This window comes from Saonia flava (genome assembly GCF_011927795.1).
In the GTDB taxonomy this organism is placed as follows: domain Bacteria; phylum Bacteroidota; class Bacteroidia; order Flavobacteriales; family Flavobacteriaceae; genus Saonia; species Saonia flava.
In genome coordinates this window covers 689,925-705,078 of record NZ_JAATJJ010000001.1, presented here as the reverse complement: position 1 = coordinate 705,078, position 15,154 = coordinate 689,925, and the positions used below count along the sequence as shown (strand labels likewise).

Sequence of the window (15,154 nt, the reverse complement as noted above, 5' to 3'; positions counted from 1 at the left end):
AGTTTAATTAAATTACTTTTTTATTTCAAATTCATAAGTGCCAGATTTTAGGTGAAAAATAAGTTTATCTTCCTCTTTACCTAAAAACTTAACTCCTTTGCTTTTCTTTACTTTTTTACCACTCTCTGTAATTTTCTTTAAAGAGTCTGATGGCAAATAAAGGGTTGCTTTAGTATTGGCTGGAACCGTTGCGACATAGTACAATGTACCATCTACTTGTTTCCACTCACTTTTAATAGTGCCATACATAGAATCATAGTGGCCTTTAGCCCAGGTCATTACACCATCCGGGTCTGGCGTTGGCTGTAGAATAAATTCTTTGAATGCGGGTTTTTTTTCATGTCGTTGAATACCTAAAGAATAATTGTTCATCCAAGCAGCAACCGCCCCAAAAGAATAGTGATTAAAAGAATTCATGCTGTTATTGCCTCCGAAACCATTTTCAACGGTATAAGAATTTAGGCGTTCCCAAATAGTAGTGGCGCCATTTTTCACAGAATATAGCCATGATGGATATTGTTCTTGTTGCAATAAACGGTATGCATGGGCATTGTAATTGTTTTGTGATAGTGCCTCACTAATAGATGCTGTGCCTATAAAGCCTGTCATTAGAGAATAGGCAGGTCTTTCCATGCCACTATCATCTATATTTTTTCTAGAAATGGTATGGGCTAAATGCTCGGCAAACTTGACCTTGCTACCATCATCCACAACATTTAGTGCCAATGGTATGGCATAGGATGCTTGACTATCCACTAAATCCCCAGGTTTTGGCTTTTTTTCTGCTGGCAATGGAGGTCCAAAACTAAATGATTCCCTCCCTGTACCTATGGTCTTCTTACTAGTTTGGTGCACATAGGTTTTATTAAAAAATGCTTTGCGCTTAGTGTAGGCTTCTTTAAACTTAATTGCATCTTCACTATACCCCAATAGCGTAGCTATCTTAGATACAATTTCCAAATCATATACTTGATAGGCATTCCATAGTAAGGTATTGTCATTCTTTTTTCCTTCTGGGCTTAGCCAATCGCCTAAGGGACCTTCTTCTATAACACCTTCTTCATTTTCTTTAGAAGCCAAGAACGCAATATACTTTTTCATCGCAGGATAATGCTCCCTAAGAAGCTGCTTGTCTCCATATTGCCGGTAGGTTTCCCAAGCTACAATAATACCTGCACTTCCCCACAAAGTACCTCCAAAACCTCCACCAACTGGTGCAACATCTGTAAAACGTCCATTCTTGGCCTGGATATCTCTCATGGCCATCATATGTCTTTTAAGAAAAGGATTTGCATTTGCAATATAGGTGGCGGCTTTGGAAAATACATTAATATCCCCGCTCCAACCCATACGTTCATTTCTTGCAGGAGTATCTGTGGGAATGGAAAGAAAGTTGCCACGCATAGACCAGGTTATATTTTCCCAAAGTTTGTTCACCAGCTCATTAGAAGTCTCATAACTGGACGCCAACCCATTTATGGAACTTAACACTTTTCCTTTAACCGCTTCCAAGGGAAGGGGTTCATTTATTCCCGTAATTTCTAAAAACCGATATCCGTGAAAAGTAAATATTGGTTGTATTACTTCATTTAATTGACCTTTTCTAATGTACAGGTCTTGAGTCAATGCTGCTCTAATATTTTCTAGCATAATCATCCCCACATTATCCTTGTATTCGGATAGGTCGGGATACTTCACCTCCGCATAGCGCAAGGTAACTGTATCATTTTTTTGCCCTTTTCCCAAGGAAATATTTGGGAATCCTACCATATTTTGACCCATATCATAAACAAAAACACCCGGCCTCACTTCTTCTACACTTTGCGCAGACAATGTTTTTACAATTTGAACATTCTTGCCAATCTGACCGATCAATTGTAAATCATCATAATTAAAATTTGTTGGGGTTCCAGACAAGTCTGTACTGGATTCCAAAAAGGTAGTACCTTCAATTGGAATTTCTACAGCGGATTTCCACGAATGATCATCATATGCAGCGGTTGCCCAACCCTCTATACCCTTCTCTTTTCTAGCATCATATACTTCTCCCTGAAAATAACTTCCTGTAACAATGGGCCCATTATTAAAATAGTTCCATGTTTTCGGTTTGGAAACAACTATTTGTTCGCTACCATCCTCATAAGTGATAATAAGTTGGGTCAATAAGGATTGCCTGTCCCCAAAGTAGTTCCAATGTTCTCCACTGTAGGTGATATTTCCGCTCCACCATCCTTCTCCCAACATTGCGCCTATTGAATTGGAGCTGTTGTTCTGTATTTTATTGGTCACATCATAGGTTTGGTACATATGGGTTTTGTTGTACTGTGTAAGTCCTGGATTAAAATAGTCTTCACTTATTCTTTCACCATTTAGGTACATTTCATAAATACCCCTTGCTGTCACATACAAACGTGCTTTGCTGATCTTTTTATTGTTTGTTGAAAATGTAGTTCTAAGTATGGGGGTAGAATTTTTGCTTGGGTTCTTTAGCAAAAGCAACCCTTCTTTACGGCCATCTAGAAAGTACGATTCATTTTTAATTGGAATGTTTTTGAAAATACCCTTGTAGTCTTCATCCAGTTCTTCAAGGAATAAATTGTTTGATGGACTCCTATAATTTTTAATTTGAAAATTGGTAAAATATGCCTTTTGCTTTTTTTCTATGGAAAATCCAATGTCTCCCACCACAGGAAAACAGATATAATCATTCCCTTTTCCTACAGGATTTAAGTTCATACCATTATTGGCGTAGGGTGAAGGGCTAGGGTTTTCTGTTCTGACTATTTTATTTTCATTCTTTTGGCCATTGAGGAAAACTTCAAAAATGCCAAAATTAGATTCTACATTAAATTCGTGTGAAGCATATTTGTTTTCAATATTTATTAGTTGAAGTGGAATATCAAAACTTCTAAAAGGAATATCTTTTGTGTCGGCCTTATCATAACCTACTCTATACACATTGAATTTGGCCAGACCTTCTGGTGTACCATCTATGTTTTCAATATCCAACTCAAAAGCAATATAATTTCCATTTACCTTAGACTCTACACCTTGTATATTTTTGTTGTGATCCATTAACCGAGAATCATTTCCTCCAAAAACAAATGCCGCTTTGGTACTTTTGGATTTTTCATCAAGCTGAAGTTCATAGTGCACTTTAAATACGGATAAATAATGGGAGTTAAATGGTATATCTTCAGCAGTGCCACCAATCCATTTTGCTCCATTCCATGCTGATAGGTTCGAATCTGGATTCAGTAAGCCCGTCTCAAACCAAGAAGAGGATTTAATTTCTTTTTGGTCTTGATTCCATACAGAAACAGTCCAGTTATATCGTGTTGATGACTTTAAAGGTTTTCCATTGTATTGAATGGCCAGGGATTCATCGGAAATCACATTCTCCGTATCCCACACTATTTCGTCATTCTCGCTTTTTACAACAAGTCTATAAGCAGTTTGATACTGGTTTCTGGCCTCATCAATCGCAATCATTTGCCAACTGAACTGAGGTTTTTCAATATCAATTCCCAATGGTTCTTTTTGATACTCTACTTTTAAATTGCCTATTTCTGTTTGGGAAAAACATAAAAGGTTATGAAATAGCAAAACTATAAACAGTGCATAGGTTGTCGCTTTGTAGTTTTTTGTTTTTATCATCAACATCGTGTTATCATTAATAAAGTTTTCTTGGAAAATACCAGATAACAAGTTTATTTAAAAGGCTTAACTATACCGTTCCGCACTGTTATGTTCATCGGATTATATTTTGATATGGTTTTGAATCATTGTTGCCCACTAGTAACCTTATTAAAACTATATAGATATGGGGCTTTGTGGGCCTTTCCGGAAAATTGTTTTTCATGTCGTTCCAATATTTCCATACCCAACATTTTACGCTGAAAAGTTGTTCTTCGAAGTTTTTTATTTAAAATAGCTTCATGCACTTGTTGGAGCTCCTTCATGGTGAACTTACTCGGCAGTAGGTTGATTCCAACCAATTTTCTTTCCAGATTGTCCCTTAAAGTTTGAATGGCTTTTTTAACTATTTCATCATGACCAAAAATTAGGGGTGGTAATTCATCAATGGGGTACCAGTTTATGGAATCTGAAAGTTCGTCTGGTTGTGGAGAAACATCTTCATAATTAATTAGCGCATAATATGCTACAGAAATAAAACGATCAAGAAGCCAACTTTGCTTATCCACTTTAAAACCATTTGCTTTTAAAATGGTCTCCATGGCAGCTGAATCTTTTCTGGAAGTTTTTCCAAAAGTATAGAACTGCTCTAAAAAAATTTTGTCAAGACCTGTTCGCTCTTTTAGTCCTCTCTTCACAGCATCATTTAAGTCCTCATCTATTTTTACAAAACCACCGGGCAAAGCAAAAAAACCTGTGTTGTGATATTCTAGAATTAAGATTTTTAAGGTGTTCCCTGAAAAACCAAATATTACAGAGTCATATGCAATATTGGAAAGAAAGCCTTCTTTAGATGGGATATCCATATTTTTTTAAGTCAAAAACTGATTTTTTCTCAAATAAAGAACAATAATTCAAGAAAACAAAGTATTATTGTAATAAATTGAGACAATAAAAATTTGTGTTAATTTATAACGATAAAAACCGAACCAATTAAACATACTCTTCCATGAATAAATATTCAGCAGTATTGCCCTTAGTTATACTATTTATTTTTTCAGGATGCCAAACAAAAGAAGAAGAGAAAACAAATAAGCGACCCAATATTATATTCATTATGTCCGACGATCATGCCTATCAGGCGATATCGGCCTATGATAACCGCCTAATAAAAACACCAAACATTGACCGAATTGCAGAAATGGGTATGCTGTTTACCAATGCAAGTGTTACAAATTCAATTTGTGCACCATCTAGAGCTGTTATTTTAACTGGAAAACATTCCCACATTAATGGTAAAATAGATAACCACTTTCCATTTGATACCACCAACGTAACCTTTCCTCAAATTCTACAAAATTCAGGGTATCAAACAGCAATGTTCGGCAAGCTCCATTTTGGAAACAACCCAAAAGGCTTTGATCAGTTTAAAATTCTTCCGGGGCAAGGTGCCTACTACAATCCGGATTTTATAACAAAAAATGATGGGGAGATAAATGTGAAAGGGTATGTAACGGATATTATTACGGATATGACCCTTGATTGGCTTGAAAATGAACGTAAAGAAGAGGATCCCTTTATGTTGATGTATTTGCATAAAGCACCACATAGGTCATGGGTAATGGCGGAACGCCATATGGAAGAGTTTACCAATAAAATAATTCCAGAACCAGAAACACTTTTTGATGATTATAAATCAAGGCCTGCAGCGAAAGAGGCAGAAATGAGTATTCTTAAACATCTTAGCTGGACGGGGGACTCCAAAATTTTTCCTGAAACCATTGATGCAATGGGACTTCCTGAAATCGGCATAGACAAACTAAGATATAGTTTTGGTATTAAAGATCGCCTAGACACTACACAAATGGCAAATTTTAAAAATGCCTACCAAAAAATAAACGATGAATTTAAAGAAGCCTACCCTAAGATGAGTGAAGAAGAATTGATGAAGTGGCGATATCAAAGATATATGCAGGATTATTTGGGGACAATCAAGGCTGTGGATGAAAATGTGGGAAGGCTCTTGGATTATCTTGAAACAAATAATTTGATGGAGAATACTATAATAGTTTATACTTCTGACCAAGGATTTTATTTAGGGGAACATGGGTGGTTTGATAAAAGATTTATCTATGATGAGTCTTTTAAAACCCCTTTGCTTGTAGCATGGCCAGGTAAAGTGAAGGCAGGGTCCAAATCTGATGAAATGGTGCAGAACTTGGATTTTGCCCAAACTTTTTTAGATGTTGCGGGTGTGGAACAGCCAGCGGATATGCAGGGAGAAAGTCTGGTGCCCATTCTTACAGGAAAAATGGAGGATTGGAATAGAAAATCTGTGTATTATCATTACTATGAATATCCAGCAGAACATATGGTAAATAGACATTATGCCATAGTGACCAAGGAGTATAAACTGATTCATTACTATTTTGATATGGATCATTGGGAACTTATAGATCGTTTAAAGGATCCAAAGGAACTCACAAATGTATATAATGATCCCGCCTATGTGGACATAAGGAAAAAACTTCATAAAGAACTAGAGCAAATACGCACAAAATATGGAGATAGTGATGAGCTAAACCAGCAGTATATCAATGAGTTTATGAATGATGTGGGAAAGAACGGAATTTTTGGGGTAAATGAAGAAAAACTGCAAGAAATTATACAGAAAAGAAACAAAACTAATAACTAATCAAAAAGAAGAATTAATATTTATACAGAATGAAGAAATTAATAGTATGTAGTGTTTTAACACTAATGGCGTATTACAAAACAAATGCCCAGAATTTAAATTCGTTTCCTGTTCAGGCGAAAACAGAGAATGGGATAATCGAGGGAAACTACAGTACCCATACAGGAATACAAACCTATTTTGGTGTACCTTTTGCTAAGCCACCTGTAGGGGATTTACGATGGAAAGCACCTCAGCCAATGGATAATTGGAGTGGTGTAAAAGAAACAAAAGCTTTTGGACCTAGACCCATGCAAACTATGGTTTTTGGTGATATGAAATCCCGCTCCAATGGTGTAAGTGAAGATTGTCTGTATTTAAATATATGGACTCCAGCTAAAAGAAATACAAAAGATTTGCCAGTTTTGGTTTACTTCTTTGGAGGGGGCAATGTTGCTGGAGATGCCTCAGAATATAGATATGATGGTGAAAGTATGGCCAAGAAAGGCATTGTAGCTGTAACGGTAAATTATAGACTAAATGTGTTTGGCTTTTTGGCACATCCAGATTTAAGTGCAGAGACTTCCTATAAAGGTTCTGGCAATTATGGTCTGTTAGATCAGAATGCGGCATTAAAATGGGTGCAAAAAAATATAGCTGCTTTTGGGGGTGATCCCAACAAAGTGACCATCGCCGGTGAGTCAGCTGGGTCAATAGGCGTAAGCCAACAAATGGCTTCCCCTCTTTCCAAGAATTTAATAGCTGGGGCAATTGGTGAAAGCGGAGCAGGTATAAACCCTACAATGGCTCCCGTATCTCTGGAAGAAGCAGAGAAATTAGGAGTGGAATTTGCATTAAAAGCAGGTTACAACTCAATAGCAGATTTAAGAAAATTAAGCACAAGGGATGTTTATGAAATCTATAATGAAAGCAAAAGGTTTGGTTTTCCAGCAGTTTTAGATGGTTATTTCTTGCCTAAAACCTTAACCGAAATTTTTGAAAGCAAAGAACAAGCTATGGTACCGTTGTTATTGGGATGGAACTCGGCCGAAATTCCTGGAATGGCATTTACTCAAGGCCCTTATACAAAAGAGAATTATGAAAACAAAGTAAAGGAGGCTTACCCTAAGGAATATAATAGGGTTCTTGAATTGTATCCTTCCGGTACAGAAAAGGAAATTGAATTATCCGCGACTGCTTTATCTTCAGATAGATTTATTGCTTACAGTACGTGGAAATGGTTTGATCTTCATAGAAAACATAGCGACCAACCTGTTTATCGCTATCTATATAGCAAAAAGCGACCTCCATTGAGAGACAATACGTTAGCTTCGGGACTTGCTGGAGGGACGGTCAAAAAGAGTGAAGATGCCCCTAAAGCTCCAGAACCTGTGGGAGCACCACATGCTTGTGAAATTGAATATTGTATGGGCAACCTTCATTTAGTGGACGATTATGCATGGACAGAAGATGATTTTAAAGTATCTGAAGACATGTCCAATTATTTTGCAAACTTTATAAAAACTGGAAATCCAAATATGGATGGTCTCCCTCAATGGGATGCTGCAAAAGCAAAAGATAAAATGCCTCCTGTAATGATAATAGATACTCAAAGCAAGCAGATTAAAGCAACGAATGATGCTCGGTATGAGTTTTTGGATAAAGCTTTTAAAAATTGATTCTCTATACGGGATTAGGAATAACAATACTTTTACTGGCGCTCATCCTTTCTAAAAAGGTGAGCGCCTTAACTGCTTTAATTTTGGTCCCCATTGCAGGGTCATTACTAGCGGGATTTGGTTTGGAAACTGCAACATTTGCAGTGGAAGGTATTAAGAACATTGCACCTGTGGTTGCCATGTTTGTGTTCGCCATACTTTTTTTTGGTGTTCTTACAGACGCAGGCATGTTTGATCCCATTATTAATACTATTCTAAGATTAGTGGGGCACAATCCCTCCAAAATAACAATAGGCACGGCGGTTCTTGCAATGATTGTACATTTAGATGGTTCTGGAGCAGTAACTTTTTTGATTGCCATACCTGCTATGTTGCCGTTGTTTGAGAAACTTCAAATGGATCGTAGAGTATTGGCTTGTGTTGTAGCTTTGGGGGCAGGAACTATGAATTTGGTACCCTGGGGGGGGCCTACAATTAGAGCAGCAACTGCATTGCAAGTTGAAATTACAGATTTATACACACCAGTTATGATACCTCAGTTGTTTGGGCTATTGTTTGTGATTCTGGTAGCTTGGTATTTGGGAAAAAAAGAAGCAAAAAGGTTAAAAATTGATTCTTCGAAACATGTAAATGAACATTACTCAAGGGAACTTTCGTATAAAGAGCGTCAATTACGTAGACCAAATTTATTTTGGTTTAATATTACTTTGACGATACTGGTAATTACCACGTTGGTTTCTGGAAAAATAGCTCCTGCATTAGTATTTATGCTTGGAGCAATTATCGCTTTAACCGTAAATTATTCAAGTCTTTCAGAGCAGAAAAAGCGAATAGATGCGCATGCCAAGGCTTCATTGTTAATGGCAAGTATTTTGTTGGCAGCAGGTGTTTTTACGGGTATTATGAAGGAATCCGGAATGATTTCGGAAATGGCAAATGCCGCAGCCAATGTAATACCCCAAAGTGCGGGACAGCAAATACCCGTTATAATGGCAGTTGCAGGTATGCCATTGAGTATGGTATTTGATCCAGATTCCTTTTATTTTGGCTTTTTACCTGTAATAGCCGAGGTAGCAGGGCAAATGGGAGTGGCACAAATAAGTGTGGGACAAGCCGCTATTTTAGGTCAAATGACTACAGGATTCCCACTGAGCCCGCTTACGGCAACTACATTTCTTTTAATTGGATTGGCAAAAGTAGATTTGGCAGAGCACCAGCGCTTCACTTTTAAATATGCCTTTGCAACTACTATTGTAATGGCTTTGGTTGCTATTTTAATTGGAGTAATACCCATTTAACCTAGAAAAGAAGTACAATATGAATAAATACATATTATTAGTATGGATATTAACTCCTATGTTTTTAATCGCCCAGGGCCCCATAGTGGAGACGAACTCAGGAAAAGTAGAAGGTGTTCTGCTTCAAGAAAACATTAAGGTTTTTAAGGGTATTCCCTATGCCGAACCTCCTATAAATGAATTGAGATGGAAAGCTCCTATTCCCAAAAAACCGTGGAAGGACATTAAGAAATGTTATGAATTTGGGGCAAGCCCCATGCAGGCCAAACCAACCCCTTTTATGTTTTGGCCTAAGGAATATCTTATTCCAGAAGCTCCTATAAGTGAAGATTGCCTTTATTTGAATGTGTGGACAAAATCAATAAAAAAAGAAGTTAAAAAACCTGTATTGGTTTATATATATGGTGGTGGATTTAGAAGTGGAGGTAGCGGATGCCCTATATATGATGGTACGTCTACTGCAAAAAAAGACGTAGTATTTGTTAGTATTAATTACCGTGTTGGCGTTTTTGGATTTATGGCTCATCCAGAGTTAACTGCAGAGTCTAAAAATAAATCTTCTGGGAATTATGCTCTGTTAGATATGATTGCGGCATTAAAGTGGGTAAAGGGTAATATTAGTGCCTTTGGAGGAGACCCTAACAACGTAACAATTGCCGGCCAATCGGCTGGTGCTTTTGCTGTAAATTATTTAACTACCTCTCCATTGGCAAAAGGTCTCTTTCATAAAGCTATTGCTGAAAGTGGTGGAAGCTTTAGAACACAACCCAATAGACCAAAACAGAATTTGGCCAGTGCTGAAACAACAGGTTTGGAATACGCCAATGAATTGAAGGTAAATTCTTTGAAAGAACTTAGAAAAATGAGTGCGGAGGAGTTATTAGCACAGTCTGGCGGAACTTCTTGGCCCGTTATAGATGGATATATAATTCCTAAAAGTATATACAATACCTATAAAGAAGGAATACAGAATGATGTACCTATGCTTATGGGATGGAATAAAGATGATCTTGTAGGTAGTGGAAATAGATCTTCAGCTGACTATAAAGCATGGATGATATCTCGTTTTGGAGGTATGGCAGATACTTTCTTAGAGCAATATCCAGGTGATTCGGATAAAGAAGCAAGTATTGCCCAAAAGCATTTAGGTAGAGACGAAACATTTGGTTTACAGGTATATACTTGGGCTGGTATGCAAAGCACTACAGGTAGTTCAAAAGTTTACCTTTATAATTTTAATAGGAATCTTCCTTTTTATGATGAAAGTACAAATTTTGGGGCCTTTCATTCTAGTGAGATAGTATATGCCTACGATAATTTGAATACATCTGATAGGCCTTGGGAAAAAATAGATTATAAAATTGCCAATACAATGTCAACCTATTGGACCAATTTTGTCAAATATGGTAATCCAAATGGAAAAAACTTACCTATTTGGAATGCTTATAATTCAATAAATAACAAGGTCGTAATTATAGACAAAAGAATTGAGACAAAGCAATTGCCCGATTTAGGAAAAATGAAGGTATGGGATTCTTATTATAGAAGTATAGAGAAAGATTAAATGATTGATAAGAAGAATAAAAAAATTAGAATCGGTTCGGGTGCCGGATATTCTGGTGACCGAATAGAACCAGCATTGCAACTTGCCAAGAAAGGGGAATTGGATTATTTGGTTTTTGAATGTTTGGCAGAACGTACCATAGCTCTGGCGCAACAAAGAAAATCATTGAATCCAAAAATGGGTTATGATCCCTTATTGGAAGAGCGTATGTATATGTGTCTTCCTGCGTGTATACAAAATGGGGTTAAAATCATAACAAATATGGGTGCTGCAAATCCTGTTTCGGCCATGGAAAAGGTAATAGAAGTAGCGAAAAATTTGGGACTGAAAAAGTTAAAAGTGGCCGCCATAACAGGAGATGAGGTTTTAACTTTTGTGCAAAAGAATGATTATGAGCTTTTAGAAACTAAAAAAACCATGTCCTCTTTGGGGAATTCCATTATTTCCGCCAATGCCTACATTGGGGCAAGTGCTGCGGTAGAAGCTCTAGAAAATGGAGCAGATATTGTAATTACTGGAAGGTTTTCAGACCCTTCCCTTTTTATTGCACCCCTCGTGTACGAATTTAGTTGGTCTTTTAATGATTATGAACTCCTTGGAAAAGGCACAATTTTAGGTCATTTAATGGAGTGTGGAGGGCACATTACCGGGGGGTATTTTGCTGATCCAGGTTATAAAGATGTTCCAGATTTGGCCAACCTTGGTTTCCCCATTGCTGAAGTAACCTCCCAAGGAAGTTTTACTATTTCCAAATTACCCAATGCTGGTGGAATGGTTACTACAGCAACCTGTAAAGAACAATTGTTGTACGAAATTCATGACCCTAAAAATTATCTAACGCCCGATGTAATTGCTGATTTTAGTGAAGTCACTTTTAAGGAAGTTGAAAAGAATAAAATTGAAGTAATAGGAGGTAAGGGTAAGGAGAAAACGGGCAAATTAAAAGTATCTATTGGCTATGAAGATGGTTTTATAGGAGAAGGCCAAATTAGTTACGGAGGACCTGGGGCCATTGAAAGAGCGCAATTGGCAATATCCATTCTTAAAACTAGAATTTCTACATATTTGCCAGAGGTAAAAGAGGTGCGTTTTGATTGTATTGGGCAAAATTCCCTATATGGGAATACTAAATTAGATATAAATCCCTATGAAATAAGAGTACGAGTGGCTGCGAGGACATCAACAAGAAAAGAGGCTATTAAAATTGGGAATGAAGTAGAGGCACTATATACCAACGGGCCTGCAGGTGGTGGAGGAGTTTTTAAAAATGTCCAAAAAGTTGTGGCCATACAATCCATATTAATAAAGGAAACATTAGTTCAACCAGAAGTCCATTATAAATCTCTCTAAATGAAATTAAGGGAAATAGCACATTCCAGAACAGGGGACAAGGGAAATATTGCCAATATTTCAGTTGTTGCTTATCACGACAAGGATTATTCATTGTTACTTAAAGAAGTAACCGTGGAAAAAGTAAAAAAACATTTTTCGGAAGTGGTTAAAGGTGAAATTATTAGGTATGAGTTGCCAAATATTTCAGCTCTTAATTTTGTCTTGTATGATGCATTAGGAGGAGGAGTAACACGTTCTTTAGCTTTGGACAAACATGGTAAATCTTTAGGGGGACATTTAATGGATATGTCCATTAAAACCAAATAATATGAAAAAAATAATAGTATTCTCTTTAATGATAAGTGTTTGTGTTTTGGCTCATGGCCAAACAATTGACAAGGGAAAAGTTGTAATTGATTCTATTTATTCAAAAAATTTAGAAAATAAATTCGGGGAAAATCCTAAACGTTCTGTCTCAGTGTATTTGCCTCCAAATTATGGAAAATCAGATAAAAAATATCCTGTCATCTATTTTTTGCATGGTTTTCTTACTGACGATAAATTATTAACACAAATGCAGGGCATATTGGATTATGCCATTGTAGAAAATAAAATTGATCCTTTTATTATGGTTATGTCGGACCAAAAAACTACTTATGACGGAAGTTTTTATTCTAATTCAGGTGTTTTTGGTAATTGGGAAGATTTTACTGTTTTTGATGTTGTAAATCATGTAGATAAAAATTATCGAACTCTTGCTAAAAAGGAAAGTCGTGGTATCACTGGGCACAGTATGGGTGGCTACGGAGCCTTAAAAATAGCAATGAAATACCCTGAGGTGTTTGGGACCGTTTATGCAATAAGTCCCGGTGCTTTGGCTATTGTTCGTGAATATGGACCTAACAGCAACACCTTTAAAGAGCTTTCTGAAATAAATACTCTAGAAGGTCTTTCTAAGACTTATTTTGGTAAGGTTATGATGGCTTTTGGACGTTCTTGGTCACCAAACTCCAATAAACCACCCTTTTATTGTGACCTTCCTTTTGAATACGATAATGAACAGTTAAAAGTGAATCAAGAAGTGTTGAAAAAATGGCATAAAAACATGCCATTATATATGGTACCGGACTATATTGACAATCTAAAAAAGTTAAAGGCTATTAAATTAGACTGGGGCAGGAATGCTGGCGAACGTTTTACTATTCAATGTAAAATGTTTAGTCAACAGTTGGAAAATGTGGGAGTTGCCCATTTTTCGGAAGAATACATAGGTACACATGTTAGTGATATTTATACCAAAGAAGGTCGTATTCCCCAGCAAGTGCTTCCTTTTTTTGATGTTTATTTAGAATTTTAATGAATAATAGTCTAAACAGAAATTACAAAAGAAAACCTAAGATTAAAACAGTTATAGAAAATGACTTTAACATGAAAAAGATTTTTTGCCTCACAGTTCAAGTAATTATACTCATAACACCTTTGTTTACAATTGCGCAGCCACAAAACGATAAACCTAGAACTATTGTTACCACAGATGGAGAAATAGACGATGTAGATACGTTTATCCGTTATCTTATGTATACCAATGAGTTTGATACAGAAGGTTTGGTGTATTCTAGTTCCATGTGGCACTGGAAGGGAGATGGAAAGGGGACCAAGTTCACTTCGGAAATGGAGATGACTCGAAATATTTACGGGGAAAACATCACCAATTTACGTTGGCCCGGAACCAGTTGGATAGAAGAATTGTTGACAGAATATAAAAAAGTACATCCCAATCTATTGTTGCATGATAAAAATTATCCATCCGCTGAAGATTTATTGGATTTGGTGAAGGTGGGTAACATTGATTTTGAAGGTGAAATGGATCAACGCACCGAGGGTTCAGAATGGATTGCCCAAAAATTATTGGACGATGACACGAGAGAAATCTTTTTGCAGGCTTGGGGAGGTACCAATACCATTGCCCGTGCCTTAAAATCCATTGAAGAAGACTATTCCAAGAAAAGAAACTGGAAAGCAATTAAGGAAAAGGTTTCTAAAAAAGCGATAATCTACACTATTATGGATCAAGATGCCACCTACAATAAATACATTGGCCCAAATTGGCCAGAGATTAGGGTTTTTTACAATGCCAATCAATTTTGGTGCTTTGCTTACCCATGGAAAATGGTGGTGCCCAAAAGCCAACAACCTTATTTGGAAGGTAGTTTTATGGGGCCTAACATTATTAATAACCATGGGCCCTTGTTTAAAAAATACTACACGTATGGCGATGGTCAAAAGCAAATGGGTGATCCCAACCATTTTGAGGGAGATATTTCAAAAATAACAAAAACAGAACGTGGTAGTTTTTCCAAATATGATTTTATCTCTGAGGGTGATTCCCCTGCCTTTTTACATTTAGTTGATGTGGGCTTGGCCAATTACGAGAATCCTTCGCGTGGTGGCTGGAGTGGTCGTTTTGTAAAGTCTAAAGAAAACCCTTTTCGCTATGAGGATGGTAAAGCTGCCTCGGATTTAAATCCGGAAACCGGTGAGATGGATACCAGTTATCCGCAAACTCGCTGGATAAAATCTATGCAAATGGATTTTGCCGCCCGTGCAGATTGGTGTATAAAATCATTTAAGGCGGCCAACCACGCTCCACTGATTAAGGTTGCCGAAGGAACAAATATTAGAGCAACTATCGGTGAAAAAATCACGCTGAATCTTGCCTTTGATGATCCAGATGGGCATGATGTGTCTTTTAAAGTGTGGCCCTATGCAGAAGCAGGTGATGGAACGGCAATTGTTACATACAATACCGAAGAAGAATCTGTCATGGTTCAATTGCCCGAAAATGCTAAAATAGGGGAGGAGTTTCATGTAATTGTTGAAGGTACGGATGCCGGATTCCCTGCTTTAACGCGATATCAAAGGGTTATAGTAAAGAGGGAGTAGTAATATTGAAAGAAAAAGAAAACCCAAG

General features: G+C 37.0%; 10 protein-coding genes. 8 read left to right on the top strand and 2 right to left on the bottom strand.

Annotated features, from left to right (window positions below; genetic code table 11):
- Positions 1 to 12: 12 nt before the first annotated feature.
- Together GGR42_RS03240 and GGR42_RS03235 are read right to left on the bottom strand one after the other, a co-directional pair.
- A complete protein-coding gene (locus tag GGR42_RS03240; protein ID WP_167960793.1) occupies positions 13 to 3,657 on the bottom strand; it encodes an alpha-L-rhamnosidase in 3,645 nt (1,214 codons plus the stop codon).
- 125 nt (positions 3,658 to 3,782) lie between these two features.
- Positions 3,783 to 4,502 (bottom strand): NUDIX hydrolase, encoded by a 720-nt coding sequence (locus tag GGR42_RS03235; protein ID WP_167960791.1) that lies wholly within the window; start codon positions 4,500 to 4,502, stop codon positions 3,783 to 3,785.
- A 143-nt stretch (positions 4,503 to 4,645) separates the two neighbouring features.
- Between GGR42_RS03235 and GGR42_RS03230 the strand changes: the two genes are divergently transcribed.
- From GGR42_RS03230 to GGR42_RS03195, 8 genes are all read left to right on the top strand, one after another.
- Positions 4,646 to 6,331, top strand: a complete 1,686-nt coding sequence (locus tag GGR42_RS03230) for a sulfatase family protein (RefSeq protein WP_167960789.1) — start codon at positions 4,646 to 4,648, stop codon at positions 6,329 to 6,331.
- Positions 6,332 to 6,360: 29 nt separating this feature from the next.
- Positions 6,361 to 7,989, top strand: a complete 1,629-nt coding sequence (locus GGR42_RS03225) for a carboxylesterase/lipase family protein (RefSeq protein ID WP_167960787.1) — start codon at positions 6,361 to 6,363, stop codon at positions 7,987 to 7,989.
- The gene (locus GGR42_RS03220; RefSeq protein WP_167960785.1) at positions 7,986 to 9,287 is read left to right on the top strand and encodes a CitMHS family transporter; all 1,302 of its coding nucleotides are present in this window, start codon (positions 7,986 to 7,988) and stop codon (positions 9,285 to 9,287) included. The genes GGR42_RS03225 and GGR42_RS03220 overlap by 4 nt, the downstream gene beginning before the upstream one ends.
- Positions 9,288 to 9,306: 19 nt before the next feature.
- The gene (locus GGR42_RS03215; protein ID WP_167960783.1) at positions 9,307 to 10,851 is read left to right on the top strand and encodes a carboxylesterase/lipase family protein; all 1,545 of its coding nucleotides are present in this window, start codon (positions 9,307 to 9,309) and stop codon (positions 10,849 to 10,851) included.
- Positions 10,852 to 12,201, top strand: a complete 1,350-nt coding sequence (locus GGR42_RS03210; RefSeq protein ID WP_167960781.1) for an acyclic terpene utilization AtuA family protein — start codon at positions 10,852 to 10,854, stop codon at positions 12,199 to 12,201. It begins immediately after the preceding gene.
- Positions 12,202 to 12,510 (top strand): AtuA-related protein, encoded by a 309-nt coding sequence (locus GGR42_RS03205; protein ID WP_167960779.1) that lies wholly within the window; start codon positions 12,202 to 12,204, stop codon positions 12,508 to 12,510. It begins immediately after the preceding gene.
- 1 nt (position 12,511) lies between these two features.
- Complete coding sequence (locus GGR42_RS03200) at positions 12,512 to 13,540, top strand: alpha/beta hydrolase (protein WP_167960777.1); 1,029 nt, start codon at positions 12,512 to 12,514, stop codon at positions 13,538 to 13,540.
- A 71-nt stretch (positions 13,541 to 13,611) separates the two neighbouring features.
- The gene (locus GGR42_RS03195) at positions 13,612 to 15,126 is read left to right on the top strand and encodes a DUF1593 domain-containing protein (protein ID WP_167960775.1); all 1,515 of its coding nucleotides are present in this window, start codon (positions 13,612 to 13,614) and stop codon (positions 15,124 to 15,126) included.
- The last annotated feature ends 28 nt before the right edge of the window (positions 15,127 to 15,154 follow it).